The organism is Treponema sp. UBA7567 (assembly GCF_002476655.1).
Taxonomy (GTDB): domain Bacteria; phylum Spirochaetota; class Spirochaetia; order Treponematales; family Treponemataceae; genus Treponema_D.
In genome coordinates this window covers 1-15,096 of the sequence record NZ_DLLH01000038.1, presented here as the reverse complement: position 1 = coordinate 15,096, position 15,096 = coordinate 1, and the positions used below count along the sequence as shown (strand labels likewise).

Sequence of the window (15,096 nt, the reverse complement as noted above, 5' to 3'; positions counted from 1 at the left end):
TGCTTGAGCCGCGTCAAAGACAACGGCAGAGGGATCGCTTCCGTGCTGATGCGAAACAACCCGAATTCCAAGTTTTTGGCCGTGCATTTCCAGCTGCTCTTCTGCGGCGGCGCGGAAAGTATCTGCGGCGGCTAAAATCACTTTTTTGCCGTTATTTTTTAGAAAGCCTGCAAGTTTCGCGGCTGTCGTTGTTTTTCCAACTCCGTTTACGCCCAAAAGCATAAAAATGCTGGTTTTTGAGTCGTCAATTTCAAAATCGGCGCGGTTTACAAAACCGCAAAGCATTCTTTCAAGCTCGTCCAAAATGGCATTCTGCTCATAAATTTTATTTTGGCGGCAAAATTTTTCCAGACTGCCAGTAAGCTCAAATGCGAGTTTTGCGCCAATATCGCCCTCGACAAGCAAATCCGTAAGCTCCTCAAAAAAATCCTCATCAATTTTGCCCTTGGAAAAAAGCCCTTTTAATTTTTGCGCAAACGTAATTTTTGACATTTTTCGACTCCAATATAATTATAAATAATTTTTACTTTTTTTGAACTGCGCGCGCAGGAAGAACTTCATTCGCCGCAAAAAGATAGCGAACCATTTCAAAAGCAAACCATGCGCCTGCCGTGCACGAAACTCCGATAGAATAGTACGAATATTTCTGCCATTTTTCTACTTCGTCAAAATTCGCCCGGCCGGCTGCATAAGAATTATTCACCGCCGTAAAATTTCCGACCGTAAAAAAAGTTGGAACTAAAGAACAGATTAAGACCGAATACGCCGTGTACATCCGCCGCCTTTGCCGGTCGATATGCTTTTCCCTGTCATAAGGTTTTGCGTTTACAGAAAGAGTATTTCCGTCCTGAGCGAGTTTTTCTGAAATATAGATGAATGCGCTTTCTCCCTCCGAATTTTCAAAAATTCCCAAAACCGGGCGTCCGTTCACAGTCGATGAGGCAAAACGGTTCTCTTCATCGACAGGAGAAGAATCGAGCGCGTTAAAGTAAAAAACGCCTTTTGCCATTTTTTTTAGGCAAAGCTCAAGATTTCCCATTGCAAGAGGCCTTAAAGTCGTTTTTACAGTAAAAAAATCTTCGCCGGCAAAAGCGTAATTTACGGTCTGCTTTTCAAAACCGTTTGCGGAAACAGTAATTGAATGAACTCCAGCGTTTACAATAACCTCCTCCTTTGAAGGAACAATTACTCCGTCAACGCTGACAATTCCGCTCTTTGCAGCCTGTTCAGGTTCAATTTCAATTTTTATTTTTACAGGAACTGAATTTGCAATTTCCGGCATTAAATTTCGCGCAATGTTCTGAGAAATCAAAACAAGGTCGTTTGCATTTCCAACTTCAGTAATTTCTGAAGAAGAATCTGCTCCAGGAAAAAAATAAAGTTTTACCGAAACAGAAACATATTCACCGTAAAGCGCGATTTTTCCAGTAAGAAGCGCATTGATTTTTGCGGCAGAAATTTCGCTGTTAAAGGAAAAGCTTTTTTCTCCAAATTCCATGGCTTTTTCCGAAGGAGAGAAAAGCGAAGACGGATCATTTTTATAAAGAACAACAGTTTCATTTATTTTTTTAGCCTCGCCGTCCTTTTTTTTCATAAAAGCAAAAGGAAGCTTTCCGAAAAAATTGTCATCGCGCTTTTTTTCATCAAAAATTTCACCATTTTCCAATGCAATCTGGCGTGAATATTTTTCTTTTGTTTTTTGCACGGCCGAAAGATTTTCGTCAATTTTCTTTTCAATCTCTGAAATTTTTTCTTCTTCTTCCCGAATCGCTTTTTTTAATTCCCGCGGGGTTGTCTTTGCAAGAACCAGAGAATCGCGGGTTTTGTTTTCTTTTGAGAGCTGCAAAAAAAGGGAAAGCCGTTCCGTCTGAAGAGCGTAAAGCTCGCGGTCAAGCTGTTCCTGGGAAGAAACGGAGCGGATTGAATTTTCAGCAATCTGCTCAAGAATCAGCTGCGGCAAGACCGAAGCAATCTTTGCATTCGAAGAATTTTCAACTCCTTTTTGAGAAAAGGTGAACTTCTGCCCTGCCAAAACCCAATCATCCGCAAAAGCAAAAAACGGGCAGCAAAAAACGAGAATAAAAACTGAATTTTTAAAAAACTTTATGAGCTTATCCACGGCAAAATCCACGGCATGAACCTGAAAAAAGCGCAGTTCCTACATATTTTCGTCAGAATCGTCAGTGCCAGCCGGAAGACCTTTCCATTGAGCCTGCAAAAACGCGTCGATAAACTGGTCAATATCACCGTCCATTACAGACTGAATATTTCCACATTCGTATTTTGTGCGGTGATCTTTTACCATTGTGTACGGCTGGAAAACATAAGTACGGATCTGATTTCCCCAGGAAATGTCTTTTTTTTCTGCGCCGAATTTGGCATTTTCTTTTTCTTTCTGCTCTTTGTAATATTGATAGAGTTTTGCCTTCAAAATGCTCATTGCCGTTGCGCGGTTCATAAGCTGAGAGCGTTCAGAATCGCATGTTACGACAATACCTGTTGGAATGTGCGTGAAGCGGACTGCAGAATCTGTTTTGTTTACGTGCTGGCCGCCTTTTCCTCCGGAGCGGTATGTGTCAACGCGCAAATCTTCCGGACGAATATCAACCTTAATCGTATCATCGAGAATCGGGAAAATAAAAACTGAGCTGAACGAAGTGTGCCTTCTTGCGTTTGCATCAAACGGAGAAATGCGGATAAGACGGTGTACACCAGCTTCGCCTTTTAATTTTCCATAAACGTAGTCGCCGGTAATCTGAATTGTAGTCGATTTTATTCCGCCTTCATCTTCCTGAAGATCGACAGTTTCCATTTTAAAACCGTTGCGTTCCGCCCACCGAATATACATCCGGCTAAGCATATAAGCCCAGTCGCAGGCTTCTGTTCCGCCCGCTCCTGAGTGAATAGTCAAGAAGCAGCCGTTTTTGTCTACTTCGCCGGAAAGAAGGTTTAAAATCGAAAGCTCCTCAAATTTTTTCTGGGCAGCTTCAAGAAGAGGCTTTAATTCTTCTTCGACACTCTGATCTTTTTCTTCAATTCCAAGGTCGTAAAGAGTCTCAAGCTCTTCTGCCTGTGCAATAAGCTCACGCCAAGGCTCGACACGGCCTTTTAAGTATTTTAGCTCGTTCATGGTGCGCTGCGCGTTTTCGGTATCGTTCCAAAAACCAGGAGCGGCGGTCATGGCTTCGGTGTCTTTTATTTTTTTATCGATCGCAGCGTGGTCAAAGACGCCCCCAGACACTGTCAATGTCATTTTTAAGCTTGTCTATAGGTTCCTTTAATTCTTCAAGCATTTTAATCTCCAAAAGCAGTTCAATTTTTTCCAGACAAAACTGCCCAAAATACATAACTTAATAGAAAATTTAACTTTTAAAGAATAAACAAAAGGCTTTTTCTTGTCAAACTGGCTTCAATGATGAATCCAAATTCAATTCAAAAAACGTGCAAAAAAAAGCAAAAAATGCTAAAATCAGAAAGAATATGAAATCTTTTTTTAAGCCTTTTTCATTCATCCTGTTGTTTTTTCTCCAGACCTTTTCTTTTGCCCAGGACAAGGCAAAGCCTTCAAGCCGTCCGATTGTAGATATGCTGTGCGCATCTGCCGTTTCGACAGACAAAATAAGGCTCACATGGAAACTTCCGCAGAATTTTAACGCGGCGTCAATTCTTGTTTTCAAAGACACGGTTCCAGTTAATTCAAAAACAGCGGAAAAACTTAGTCCGGTTGCAGAGCTTTCCCAAAAGACTCAGCAATATCTCGACACTGTGACTGATTTTAATGAATATTATTATGCAGTTCTCGCAAAACTTTCAGACGGAACTCTTTACAATGTGGTTCTTCCGTCGATAAACGCGACCGTGAAGGCAGTGGCTGTAAAACGTCCGGAAAAACCTCAGAAAAAATCAGAAGAGCAGATTGCCGCGGAGACGCCAAAACTTTACACAGACGGAACAATCCGCGAGCTTCCGCTTCCGTACATAGACTTAATCGGAGATTTTGAAAAAAAGCCTTCAAAGCTTTCAGCGGAAGTAGTAAATGCGGGAAAAAGCCTTGCTGGAAAAACAATCATTCAAAGGAAAAAACTCGAGCCATATTATTTTGACGAGGACATAACTTCACCTTCCGGAGGCGACGACTACTATCTTTTTGAAATTCTCAAGAACAGTTTTGTAAAAAAGAATTACGAGGCGTCGATTGTAGAATTAAAGAAATTTCTAAGCGTAAACCGCAGCGAGGAAACCACCAGCCGCGCGGCATTCTATCTTGCGCAATCGCAATATTTTACAGGAAATTACCGCAGCGCGCTGACAATGTTTCTTTTTACGCAGGACAATTGGCCGATTCTCTGCAAAAAATGGATAAATTCAACCCTGGACTTTTACACAATCCCAAAAAGTTGAAATAACTACAGATTTTTTATAGAATGACGGGAATATTTTAGAAAAAGTCTATCATTCTACAAAAAGAGAAGCACAATGCGTTTTTACAAGATTTCAAGAGTTTTTTTATTTTTATCGGTTTTTAGTTCCTCCCTTTTCGCCCAGGAAGCCCTAAAATCAACAGAAGAAGAATACTACGACTTTTTAAGCCTTACAGGACAGGCAGAACGCCCTACGCTCAGCTACCGCACATTAAGCGACAGTGAATGGCAGGTTACGGACGAAAACCATCTTTGGAAAGACAACAATCTTGGAACAAAGCGCACATTGTACGAATCAGACAGCACAGCAACAAACTGGTTTACAGCAGGAATCGACCGCAGCGTAAAGCTAAAGCTCTACGGCCCGGAATGGTTCAATTCATACAACACAAAAGCCCCATACGGCCAGAACGACGGCGCGCTTTGGCAAGGAAAAGGCTACAACACAAGTCTTACAGCCGGCGCAAGGCTTGAAGCCTACGGACTGGAGGCAACTTTTAAGCCGCAGGTAAGCTGGAGCCAGAACAGGGAATTTGAGCTAGTTGACAACAGCGCATATTATACAAACAAATACGCATATATCTGGGGATACGGAAACAATATCGGTGCAGACGCTCCGCAGCGATTCGGAAACTCTTCATTTTTTACATTTGACTGGGGCGACACTGAAATCCGATGGTCATGGCATACATTTACAGTCGGTTTTGGAGCACAGGCAATCTGGCTGGGGCCGGCACATCTAAATCCCCTATTACATTCAAATAATGCAGCTACATATCCAAAATTTGACATAGGTCTAAGAAAAACAGAATTACACCTACCTCATATAGGATGGAATATTGGCCACATCGAAGGAAGAATTTGGACAGGTTATCTCACAGAATCAGACTATTTTGACAATGATGAGTCTAATAATCATAATATGCTTCATGGCTTGACTTGTTCATACTCGCCATCTTTTATACCAGGATTAACACTTGGATTAAACAGAACTTGCCTTGTAAAAGCAAGCCGAGAAAACTTAAAATATGTAATTCCAGCAATAAAAAATACACATGTAGGAGAACAAGGAGCTGGAGAAGATCAAAAAATGTCAATGACCATTGACTGGCTTTTTCCAAAAGTTGGATTTGAAGTATATGGAGAAGTTGGACTTGATGACGGAACTCCTTTCTCAAACTATCTTAGGTCTGCAACACACATGGTCGGTCTAAAGAAAACTCTTGCATTTAGCAAAAAACATAATATTTTTGGTGAAATTTTCTTTGAATGGAGCAATACCGAAATGACTCAGGATTTCCAATTCCAATGGCCTTACAGTTTTGGATTTCATTACCAAATAACACAAGGATATACAAACAAAGGGCAGTGGCTCGGCTCAGGCATGGGATATGGTGGAGAAAGCCGCCTCATAGGTTTTAAGTTATACCACAACTTTGGATATGTTTATCTATTTCATGAATTTGCAAATATCGACTCTAACTATATATACTCAAAAGCAATAAACTCTGTTCCTTCCGACAATGTTTTAAAAGGCGAATGGCCAATAAGGTATTATAAAATCTTGGGTCTTGAAAATTTAAATTTTATAACCGAGAATTTTATTCTGTCCGAGGCTGTATATTATAACGACATAAGACACTACCTATACAGAAACCATACGTCCCTAGACAATTTTACGTTTTGCTTAAAATTAAAGTACAGTTTTTAGTCTTCAATGTAAAAAAGGCGGCTATTTAATTCTAGATTCTTATCGTTCATCTTTTGGAAGCGCCTAATTTTGCTTTCGAATCTTATTTAACAGCCGTTTTACAACCTCGTTTCGTTTGATTTTATATGAAAAAATGAAAAAGTATACGACTGGAACAAAAATAAAACAAATAAGAATTTTTATTATAAAATTTGCAATAGAATATTCAAAAATAAATTTTTTTATAAAAATATTTAGAAGAAATGAAATAGCTAATGTTACTGCAAAATATTTTAAGTGATCAAACAGATACAGAAAAAAACTCTTTATTGAAAAATGCTTTTTGAAAAGAATATACGAAGTGAAAATAAAATTAATGGCAAATAAGTTTATAGTTGTTCCTAAAAGAATTCCATATATGCCGAATTTTCTTGCAAGTATAAAATTTAAGAATAAATTCGAGAAAGCCTCTATAGCAGAACAATACTTAAAGTCCCACCACATGCCAAAAGCACCTGAAAAAACACCTTTTATATCCCCCATTGTTAAAAGATAAAAATATATGCAAATTAAAACAACTCCCTTGGTATTAAACATAAGCTCATTGCCAACCCAAATGTTCATAAAAGGCTGATATAAAACCATAAGACAAACAAAACACCAGCCAGAAATAACCATATACAAAAAATTTATATTATTGAAAAGTTCTTTAACTTTATCTTTATTCTCATTCGCAATAAAATTTCCCACTCCGGCAGTCATGCTTATACAAATGATATGAAGAAAACCATGAACAGCATTCATTATGTAATAGTAATTGCTATAAACAGTAACTGTTATAAGTCCTATAAAGTATGAAATAAAAATGCTATCAAATGAATCTCTTGTTGTTTGGCTTATTTTTGAAATAAAAAGCCCCAATGTTTTTTTATAAATATCCTTCTTCTGTTCTTTTGCTATAAAACCTTTGCAAACATATTCAGGATAAACTTTAGAAGCTAAAACAGAAACTGTGATGTTTTTGGTTATCGTCATAAAGGGAATTATTATTGTATATACATAAATGTTTTTGAAGAATAACAATATAATTATTTGAACAACAGGCTTAAATATTGAAATAAAAGTATCAATTTGGCTTAGCTTGTCATTTCTCTGAAAAGCATTAAATAGTGAATTTTTGTATGCAAATAAAAAATAAGACAGAACAGAATTTGACAGATAAATACAGTAAAGCAAATAAATATTAATATCGCTTGGATAATCCGCTTTTATAAAAAGTTTCAAGAATGGCAGAATAAGCAGACCAACACATAAGACAATAAATCCAACTATTCTATAAATTTTTCTAAATAAATTGAGCAAAGCGCATATTGCATTCTTGTCATTGTCAGCAATGGGCTTATACATGCTATAGACAATAGCAACACCAAAACCTGCTTCTGCCAAATTTAAAAATTGTAGTATTGAGGCAAAAAGACTGTTAAGACCTAAATATTCAGCCCCCAAAAGCTTTATCAAAAGAGTTCGTGTTATAAAAGGAAGCAAATTCTGGATAATCTGGTTAAAAAAACCCCAGAAAGAATTTCTTAAAGTATTTTTTGTTCTATTGAATTTCATTTTTTATGGGTTTTAAATAATACTCCTCCCCTATTCAATTTTGCCCTATCCCTTAAATTTTTAATTTCTATATCAGAAGGTTTTATCCCATTTTTCCAAAGAACATAAGCCAAAGATAGCTGGTCACGCTTTGAATAGTCTCTTATGAATGTCCACCATTCATCCATTATTTTTATTACATTACGCTCATTATGAACACGGTATATAAGGTTGTTCTCATTTAAACCATAATGTACAGGGAAATTATTGTTTTGCAAAAATTCTTTTATTTTTAACAAATTTTCTTTTGTATCGAAAGCATTTTCTCTCACATTTTCTATTTCATTATAAATGCAATCATCTTTCCAGTGCTTAGGAATCACCAAGCTTTGCTTTTTATTCAATATTTCATTAAAAATCTGATTGTCTGTAAAAATAATATTTCCATCTATATATATGCTCTCTTTATAATCTGGAAATAACACATGCGGATGAGTTTTGTGCCAGCGATTATTTCTAGTATTGTCAAGTTCACAAAATTCCAAAGGTTTTATACTCCAAGCTCCATAGTTTTTATAGCGCAATAATTTTTCACTATCAGTGAAACAAACATAATCCCATTCCGGATTCAAATACTCCTGAAGTAAAAGAGCTTCATATCCACCTGTTATACAAGTGTACAAAACCTTGTTTTTTTTATAATTATAATTAGTTAAATAATCAATTTGGGTCAAAAGTACATCACATCTATTTTTTAGTTCTGTAGAATCAATTAAAAAATTATTAAGTTTTTTCCGTATGTACTCTTTTAAAAACATAAAAACATCCTTATTGCTGTTCATTTTTCACAAGATTATAGTATAATGAGAAATATGATATACGATTGTTTTACTTTTTTCAATGAAATAGAACTTTTAAAAATCAGACTGAACACTTTAAACGCTGTTGTTGATAAGTTTGTAATTGTTGAGGCTGACAAAACGCAACGAGGAGTCTCTAAAGCTTTTAATTTTGAAAAAATAAAAGCAGAATTTGACAAAAAATACCCTGGTAAAATAATTTATATAAAAGCAACAGATTGCCCTGTCTTAAAAAATTCAAAAGACTGGGCAATTGAGCACTTTCAAAGAAACGCCATTATGGGGGGGGTATACAACTGTAAATCAGAAGATTTGATAATGATTTCCGACATAGATGAAATCCCAAATCCAAATATATTAAAAAATCTGCACGATTACACTGTTATTCCCGTAAATAAATCGAATAACAACAAAAAAATACACTTAAAACAGATATTTTCCATTCTGGGTGAAAATAAGAAATTTTTAAAATCGAATACACTTGATTATTTTTTTAGAATATATGGGTGTAGCCCTTGAGCAAGACCTTTTTTATTACTATTTCAACAATCGCGCTAATCAAAAATGGTATGGAACAGTTTTATGCAAATATAAAAACCTTCGTATTCCTCAGCAATTGAGAAACAGACGGGAAATAATGCCGTATGTAAAAAACGCAGGCTGGCACTTTTCTTATATGGGCGGAATTGAACAGGTAAAATTAAAACTGAACTCAATAATTGAAGGCGATAATTTTAAGCTGCCTCCGCAATTTTCTTCAGAAAACGACTATATAAATTTTTGTCTGGATAATGGCAAGGATGTGTTCGGAAGAAAAGAGCTTTCGTTTCAGTTTATTGATTTAAAGAAAATTGGATTGCCTAAAATAGATGAGATAAAAGAGCTTTATCCTAATTTCTTTCACTAAAAGGTCGAATGTCGAGTTTTAAATTTTAGTGTCATTATCGGGCTTGACCCGATAATCCGTTGGAAAGACTGCCGTGTCAAGCACGGCAATAACAGCCTTGTTAGCACAGGAATAACTGTTTAGCAGCTGTTTTTATTAAAATTCGAAATTGAGCCTAATAATAAGGAGTTTTTGCACTTATGAATAAAAATAGAAATTCAAATTTTGAGCTAATGAGAATTTTTGCAATGTTTCTCATCGTGTTTTGTCACGCCTGTCCAGAAGGCACATGGTTCAAGACTTCTGCAAACTTTTATTTTATAAGCTCATTTAAAAACTGGACCGGAATGCTAGGGAATTGGCTTTTTATCCTCGTGTCTGGCTATTTTGTATCTCTGTCATCTTTTTCATGGAAAAAAATTTTGAAACTCTGGTTTCAAGTTTTCTCCATATCGGCGGCAATTGGTCTGATTCTTTATTTTGCAAAAATTCCTGTCATAGGCTATGACAACGAGCTGTATCAAGACTTAGGATTTTTTAATGCGGCACACCTGATGACTAAAAAAGACTTGTTAAAAGCATTTCTTCCTACTCTGCTTGGACACAACTGGTTTGCCGCTGCCTACATTTCATTTTATTTTTTTGTTCCGTTTTTAAATCTTTCTTTAAAATATTTAGATAAAAATACCCATAAGAATATAATCATAACAATGATTTTGATTGGCACGGTTTTACCATTGGTGTGGTTTCAAATTTTTTTCAAAGCGGATAACTTGTTTTATTTTATATTAGGATTTTACATTGCATCATACATAAGAATTTATAATCCGCCATTTCTTAATAGCAACAGAAAGAATGTAATAATCTCTTTTTGTATATGCATATTTTTCTTTCTTTGGAAATTTGCAATGTTAAAATATGGCAAATACATTCCCTACGTAAAAGATCATTTAGATTATTGGGCAAGCTATCCTTTTAGCGGATTCAATAAATTTCCGCTTTTGATATGCGCAATCTTTTTGTTTGCTTTTTTCAGAAACTTAAAAATGTCCTATAACAAATTTATAAACCTTATAGCAAGCACAACTTTTGGAGTTTACCTTATCCATGAAAATTTGCTTTTAAAGAAACTCATCTGGCATAAGCTGTTCAAGTTTGATGCTTTTATTGACAAAACCTATTTTATTTTTTATATGATTTTTGCAGTATTAATGGTATTTTTCATATGCTCAATCTTAGAAATCGCTCGAAAAAAAATCACAGAAAAACCAATTGAAATATTTACAAGTAAGTTAAAAATACTCTAATTTTTTATCAGTTTTTTGGCTCAAAAAGATTGTTCCGATACAAGAATTCTTTGAGCCGAACTTTTAAATAATCAATCTTGCTATATTCTCCAATTATAGATTTATCTAATTGCCTGTCAATTTTTAGAGAGTCTAGCGCATCAAAAGAAAAATCATTCCAGTCAATCTTTTCTGACAAATGCTGCTCATTGAACAATTTAGCAATGGCATTATCAGACGCGCAGTGAACGCCGGAATTGTCCCAGCCCGTATTTTTTACCAGTGTTTCTTTTGGCATTATTGAAAAACGGTCTAGCAGAATCTGGCCTATGGAATTTGTATAATCATAAGGCCGCACATTTTTATCTTTTATAAATGAAATCGCGCGTGTATAGTTTTTTTTGCTTGCGGTGCGCAATTTTTTGCACAGTTTTTTATTTCTGAATAATTTTTCAAAAAATTCATTTGTAAGAATGCTTTTTGCCTCCAAATAACGGTCTTTCCAAGTGGCAAAGCCCCAGTCAGAGAAATACCGTTGAACTCTCACAACATTAAATTCATTTTTATCATAGAAAATCGGGTATGAATATCCTGAAATACTTTCAATAGACTTGTCATCTTTAAATTTTTCCAGACCTTTATTTGCATATTCTAAAAAACATTTTGCAAATATATTGTCATCCTCCGTAAAAATAAAAGTCTCGTAATTTTCACAGACATATCCAAGAATTGACTTTATATTTTCTATAGCGCCAAGATTTTTTTCTCTTTTTATAACAACAACTTTGTTAAATCCTGTCAACGAATCAAGATAGCCTGATATTAGCCTCCATCCGTTTTCATATTTTTCCGCAGGCGGATAATCAAGCGCAACAATCAAATCGGTTTTGTCTGCGTATTTATTGATTTTTAGCGACTCAACGCAGTTTTTAAAATGCTCAAAGCGATTCAGAGTGGGAATTACAATAGGCGCATAGTTCATTTTCTTAATTCCTATTTAGTTAATATAAGATTTATAATGCGTTTCAAATCTTTATCTGAAATAAGGTGATGGATTGGGAGACAAAGAACAGTATCAGCCATTTTATTAGCTATAGGAAGATTTTCTTTGCTTGCAGAAGGAATATTTTCGTAAGGAGAAAAGTTTGTGATAAGCGGATAGAAATAACGTCTGCTCAGAATCCCTCTGTCTCGAAGTTTTGTAAAAAGCTCATCACGAGAAAGCCAATATTTAGAAGAATCAACAAATATAGGAAAATAAGAATAATTATAATTCACATTTTTCTGCTCATTAAAAAAAGAAATTCCGGAAATTTCTTTTAATGCCTTTCTGTATGTCTCAGCCACATATTTTCTATGAGCAATTGCGTTATTGATATTAGTTAGATTCAGAATGCCATAGGCAGAGCGAATTTCATCAAGTTTTCCGTTTATGCCAGTTTCTGTTATATAGATTTCCGATGTGTAACCGAAGTTTTTTAATGAATCAATATAGTCTTTTGTCTCTTTATCCTTACATACAATTGCCCCCCCCTCTACAGTGTTATAGGTCTTTGTAGCATGAAATGACAAAGTAGACAAATCTCCTTCTGTAAGAATGGATTTCCCATTTTGTTTTACATTAAAAGCATGCGCCGCATCATATACCACTTTCAAATCATATTTATCAGCTATTTTTTTTATTTCAGCTGTATCGCAAGGGTTTCCATAGACATGCACAGGCAAGATTGCGCAAGTTTTATCAGTTATTGCATTCTCAATTTTTTCAGGATCCAAATTGCCAGTTTCAGGCTCAATATCAACAAACACAGGCTTTAGGTTGTTCCACATAAGAATGTTGCTTGTTGCAACAAAACTATATGGTGTCGTGATAACTTCATTTCTGCCGTCTTTTCCTAGCTTTAAAGCTTGAACTGCAACAAGCAAAGGAATTGTGCCATTTGTAAAAAGAGAAATATATGGAACTCCTAAAAAATCAGCAAGTTTTTCTTCTAGCTGCTGATGGTAATATCCGTTATTTGTAATCCATTTTCTATCCCAGATGTCTTTTAAAAGCGGAATAAAGTCATTCAAATCTGGAAGCAATGGAGATGTTACTGTTATCTGATTATTATTCAAAATCATATATCTATTATATCAAATAATTATTTTATTATCAAACCACAGAAGAAACGATGACATTTTTTTGTATATAATCTATACTTTGCGGAGTTTCAGGAATTTTATTGTATGGATGTTTCAATAATTATTGTGAATTACAACACCAAAAATCTTACAAAAGACTGCATAAATTCTATTTATGAACAAACAGCAGGTTTAGAATTTGAGATAATTGTGTCTGACAACAATTCTAAAGACGGTTCCATTGAAATGATAAAAGAATCATTTCCAAATGTGATTTTAATAGAAAACAATGAAAATCTAGGCTTTGGACGCGCGAACAACAAAGGTCTTGCTGTTGCAACCGGAAAATATATTTTTTATCTAAACAGCGATACAATTCTATTAAATAATGCGGTAAAAATATTTTTTGACTACTTTGAAAAACACAATAATGAGAACATTGGAGCATTAGGCTGCAATCTACAAAATAAGGATGGAGAAACAATACATTCATTTGGACAAATTGTTCCGCTAAAAAAAAGAGTAAAAACGCTTTTCCATACATTCTTAGGAATTTCAAAAGATACAATCAAATATTTTTTAACCCATAAGAAAGAATCGATAAAAATAGAACATCATCAAAATTTTACAACAGGAGAAGTTCCTTATATCACGGGCGCTGATTTATTTGTAAAAAACAATGATTTTGCAAAGTATGATGAGCGATATTTTATGTATAATGAAGAGGTTGACTTGCAATTGCAAATGCATAAAGCAAATCAAAAATCAATATTAATTGAAGGCCCGAAAATAATACATCTTGAAGGCGGCTCGACTGAAAAAAAACTTTATAAAATATTTTACCTCTCTTCAATTGGAAACCAGCAGCTTTTTCTTTCATACGTTCAATTTTATAATAAAAATGAACACAAGCCTTTTCTTTTAATTTTATTAAAGCTTGCAATATTCTTAATATGGGTAAATCCATATCTTATAAAGAATACTAAGAAGAACATTCCAAGACTTTTAAAATCTTAAATCATTAAACAAAAAAAATAATACAGAGGCATTTATGAATCTTTTATATGACCTATCTGCAACCCAGCCTTCTCCTGAAAGCAAGTTTCATGGCGGCGGAGTTTACGGCGAAGTTGTATTTTTCAAACTTCTTGAATATTTGGACAAATTCAACCTTATATGTTACTACAATGCAGAAGCATATCTTAATCCAAAGATTCTGTCTGCCATAAAAGAATACGATATAAAACTTTACGACCTAAATAGGAAAAATATCGAAGAAATTTTAAAAGAAGAAAAAATTGATAGAATTTATTCAGCAATGCTTAACTTAAATCAGAATATTCCGCTCGGAAAAACCGAAGTTTACACGACAGTGCATGGCTTAAGAACCCTTGAAATGCCATTTGATAAAATCATGTTGAGTTATGCAACTTCTTTAAAAGAAAAAATAAAATTCTTGTTATTCATGACACTAGCTAAAAAAATTTATTTAAAAAAGCTGAAAATAATAAACGGAAGATTAGTTGCTGACAAAAGAATCAATGTAATCACAATCTCAAATCATTCTTTAGCATCTATAAAATCTTTTTATCCAGAAACACAGTCAAAAGAGATTCCTGTTTTTGCCTCCCCTACTTTTTATCAGCTTGAAAATCATAGGCAATTAGAAAAAATCAACATCGATGAATGTGCAAAAAATAATTTTCCAAAATATAATATTCAAGAGGGGATGTTTTTTTTAATCACAAGTGCGGCACGGTGGACAAAAAACGCATTGAGAGCAATATGGGCATTTGACTCGCTTTTCTCTGACAGAATTGCCTTAGACTTCAAAGTTGTTATTACAGGTGTAACAAACAAAAAAATATTTACAAGAAAAATAAAACATCCTGAACATTTTGTTTTCCTTGGTTATGTGGACAGAGACTTTCTTGAAGCACTGACGGCAAAACAATACGCATTTATTTATCCCAGCCTAAATGAAGGCTTTGGCTACCCTCCAATAGAATCATTTAAATACGGCATTCCTGTAGCCGCAAGCGGAACATCTTCAATTCCTGAAGTTTGCGGGAACGCTGCAATTTATTTTGACCCATATTCAGTGTCTGAAATAAAAAATCGAATTGTTCAATTATTAGATAAAAATATATACGATGAATATTCAAAACGTGCAGAAAAACAATTTAAAATAGTTTCCGAAAAACAAAAAGAGAATTTACAAAAACTCGCTGAA

The 15,096-nt window shown here is 34.8% G+C and carries 14 protein-coding genes; 7 read left to right on the top strand and 7 right to left on the bottom strand.

What is annotated here, in order from left to right:
• The 3 genes from B3Y13_RS04770 to prfB all read right to left on the bottom strand — a co-directional run.
• The coding region (locus B3Y13_RS04770; protein WP_296693021.1) for a signal recognition particle receptor subunit alpha at positions 1 to 492 on the bottom strand (492 nt) is incomplete at its 3' end.
• Between the two features lie 31 nt (positions 493 to 523).
• The gene (locus tag B3Y13_RS04765) at positions 524 to 2,131 is read right to left on the bottom strand and encodes a hypothetical protein (protein ID WP_296668608.1); all 1,608 of its coding nucleotides are present in this window, start codon (positions 2,129 to 2,131) and stop codon (positions 524 to 526) included.
• Between the two features lie 27 nt (positions 2,132 to 2,158).
• A protein-coding gene (gene prfB / locus B3Y13_RS04760) for a peptide chain release factor 2 (RefSeq protein WP_296693019.1) occupies positions 2,159 to 3,293 on the bottom strand; the annotation gives its coding sequence in 2 pieces (ribosomal slippage) (positions 2,159 to 3,223 and positions 3,225 to 3,293; 1,134 coding nt in all).
• Between the two features lie 187 nt (positions 3,294 to 3,480).
• Here prfB and B3Y13_RS04755 point away from each other — a divergent pair.
• Both B3Y13_RS04755 and B3Y13_RS04750 read left to right on the top strand, forming a co-directional pair.
• Positions 3,481 to 4,401: a tetratricopeptide repeat protein gene (locus tag B3Y13_RS04755; RefSeq protein WP_296693016.1), complete on the top strand. Its 921-nt coding sequence runs from the start codon at positions 3,481 to 3,483 to the stop codon at positions 4,399 to 4,401.
• A 75-nt stretch (positions 4,402 to 4,476) separates the two neighbouring features.
• Positions 4,477 to 6,132 (top strand): capsule assembly Wzi family protein, encoded by a 1,656-nt coding sequence (locus B3Y13_RS04750; protein ID WP_296693013.1) that lies wholly within the window; start codon positions 4,477 to 4,479, stop codon positions 6,130 to 6,132.
• 63 nt (positions 6,133 to 6,195) lie between these two features.
• Here B3Y13_RS04750 and B3Y13_RS04745 read toward each other — a convergent pair whose 3' ends face one another.
• Positions 6,196 to 7,728, bottom strand: coding sequence for a lipopolysaccharide biosynthesis protein (locus B3Y13_RS04745; protein WP_296693011.1), 1,533 nt, complete (start codon positions 7,726 to 7,728; stop codon positions 6,196 to 6,198).
• Entirely contained in the window at positions 7,725 to 8,549 is an 825-nt protein-coding gene (locus B3Y13_RS04740) for a glycosyltransferase domain-containing protein (protein ID WP_296693008.1), read from the bottom strand. Before B3Y13_RS04740 ends, B3Y13_RS04745 begins: the two co-directional genes overlap by 4 nt.
• A 21-nt stretch (positions 8,550 to 8,570) precedes the next feature.
• On the opposite strand from B3Y13_RS04740, the gene B3Y13_RS04735 reads away from it, so the two are divergent.
• From B3Y13_RS04735 to B3Y13_RS04725, 3 genes are all read left to right on the top strand, one after another.
• Complete coding sequence (locus tag B3Y13_RS04735) at positions 8,571 to 9,086, top strand: hypothetical protein (protein ID WP_349681359.1); 516 nt, start codon at positions 8,571 to 8,573, stop codon at positions 9,084 to 9,086.
• Entirely contained in the window at positions 9,070 to 9,474 is a 405-nt protein-coding gene (locus B3Y13_RS04730; protein WP_296693006.1) for a hypothetical protein, read from the top strand. The genes B3Y13_RS04735 and B3Y13_RS04730 overlap by 17 nt, the downstream gene beginning before the upstream one ends.
• A gap of 179 nt (positions 9,475 to 9,653) precedes the next feature.
• Entirely contained in the window at positions 9,654 to 10,760 is a 1,107-nt protein-coding gene (locus B3Y13_RS04725; protein WP_296693003.1) for an acyltransferase family protein, read from the top strand.
• A 7-nt stretch (positions 10,761 to 10,767) separates the two neighbouring features.
• Here the strand turns inward: B3Y13_RS04725 and B3Y13_RS04720 are convergent, their stop codons facing one another.
• Together B3Y13_RS04720 and B3Y13_RS04715 are read right to left on the bottom strand one after the other, a co-directional pair.
• The gene (locus B3Y13_RS04720; RefSeq protein ID WP_296090987.1) at positions 10,768 to 11,721 is read right to left on the bottom strand and encodes a hypothetical protein; all 954 of its coding nucleotides are present in this window, start codon (positions 11,719 to 11,721) and stop codon (positions 10,768 to 10,770) included.
• An 11-nt stretch (positions 11,722 to 11,732) separates the two neighbouring features.
• Positions 11,733 to 12,863, bottom strand: a complete 1,131-nt coding sequence (locus B3Y13_RS04715) for a DegT/DnrJ/EryC1/StrS family aminotransferase (RefSeq protein ID WP_296692998.1) — start codon at positions 12,861 to 12,863, stop codon at positions 11,733 to 11,735.
• Between the two features lie 105 nt (positions 12,864 to 12,968).
• On the opposite strand from B3Y13_RS04715, the gene B3Y13_RS04710 reads away from it, so the two are divergent.
• Both B3Y13_RS04710 and B3Y13_RS04705 read left to right on the top strand, forming a co-directional pair.
• The gene (locus B3Y13_RS04710; protein ID WP_296692996.1) at positions 12,969 to 13,880 is read left to right on the top strand and encodes a glycosyltransferase family 2 protein; all 912 of its coding nucleotides are present in this window, start codon (positions 12,969 to 12,971) and stop codon (positions 13,878 to 13,880) included.
• Positions 13,881 to 13,914: 34 nt separating this feature from the next.
• A partial coding sequence (locus tag B3Y13_RS04705) for a glycosyltransferase (RefSeq protein ID WP_296692993.1) occupies positions 13,915 to 15,096 on the top strand: 1,182 nt, incomplete at its 3' end.

Excerpts from the sequence above, each read along its gene's own strand:
- B3Y13_RS04710 (WP_296692996.1), top strand. The coding sequence starts at position 12,969 with ATGGATGTTTCAATAATTATTGTGAATTACAACACCAAAAATCTTACA.
- B3Y13_RS04715 (WP_296692998.1), bottom strand. The coding sequence starts at position 12,863 with ATGATTTTGAATAATAATCAGATAACAGTAACATCTCCATTGCTTCCA.
- B3Y13_RS04750 (WP_296693013.1), top strand. The coding sequence starts at position 4,477 with ATGCGTTTTTACAAGATTTCAAGAGTTTTTTTATTTTTATCGGTTTTT.
- B3Y13_RS04745 (WP_296693011.1), bottom strand. The coding sequence starts at position 7,728 with ATGAAATTCAATAGAACAAAAAATACTTTAAGAAATTCTTTCTGGGGT.
- B3Y13_RS04725 (WP_296693003.1), top strand. The coding sequence starts at position 9,654 with ATGAATAAAAATAGAAATTCAAATTTTGAGCTAATGAGAATTTTTGCA.
- B3Y13_RS04730 (WP_296693006.1), top strand. The coding sequence starts at position 9,070 with ATGGGTGTAGCCCTTGAGCAAGACCTTTTTTATTACTATTTCAACAAT.
- B3Y13_RS04755 (WP_296693016.1), top strand. The coding sequence starts at position 3,481 with ATGAAATCTTTTTTTAAGCCTTTTTCATTCATCCTGTTGTTTTTTCTC.
- B3Y13_RS04735 (WP_349681359.1), top strand. The coding sequence starts at position 8,571 with ATGAGAAATATGATATACGATTGTTTTACTTTTTTCAATGAAATAGAA.
- B3Y13_RS04720 (WP_296090987.1), bottom strand. The coding sequence starts at position 11,721 with ATGAACTATGCGCCTATTGTAATTCCCACTCTGAATCGCTTTGAGCAT.
- B3Y13_RS04740 (WP_296693008.1), bottom strand. The coding sequence starts at position 8,549 with ATGAACAGCAATAAGGATGTTTTTATGTTTTTAAAAGAGTACATACGG.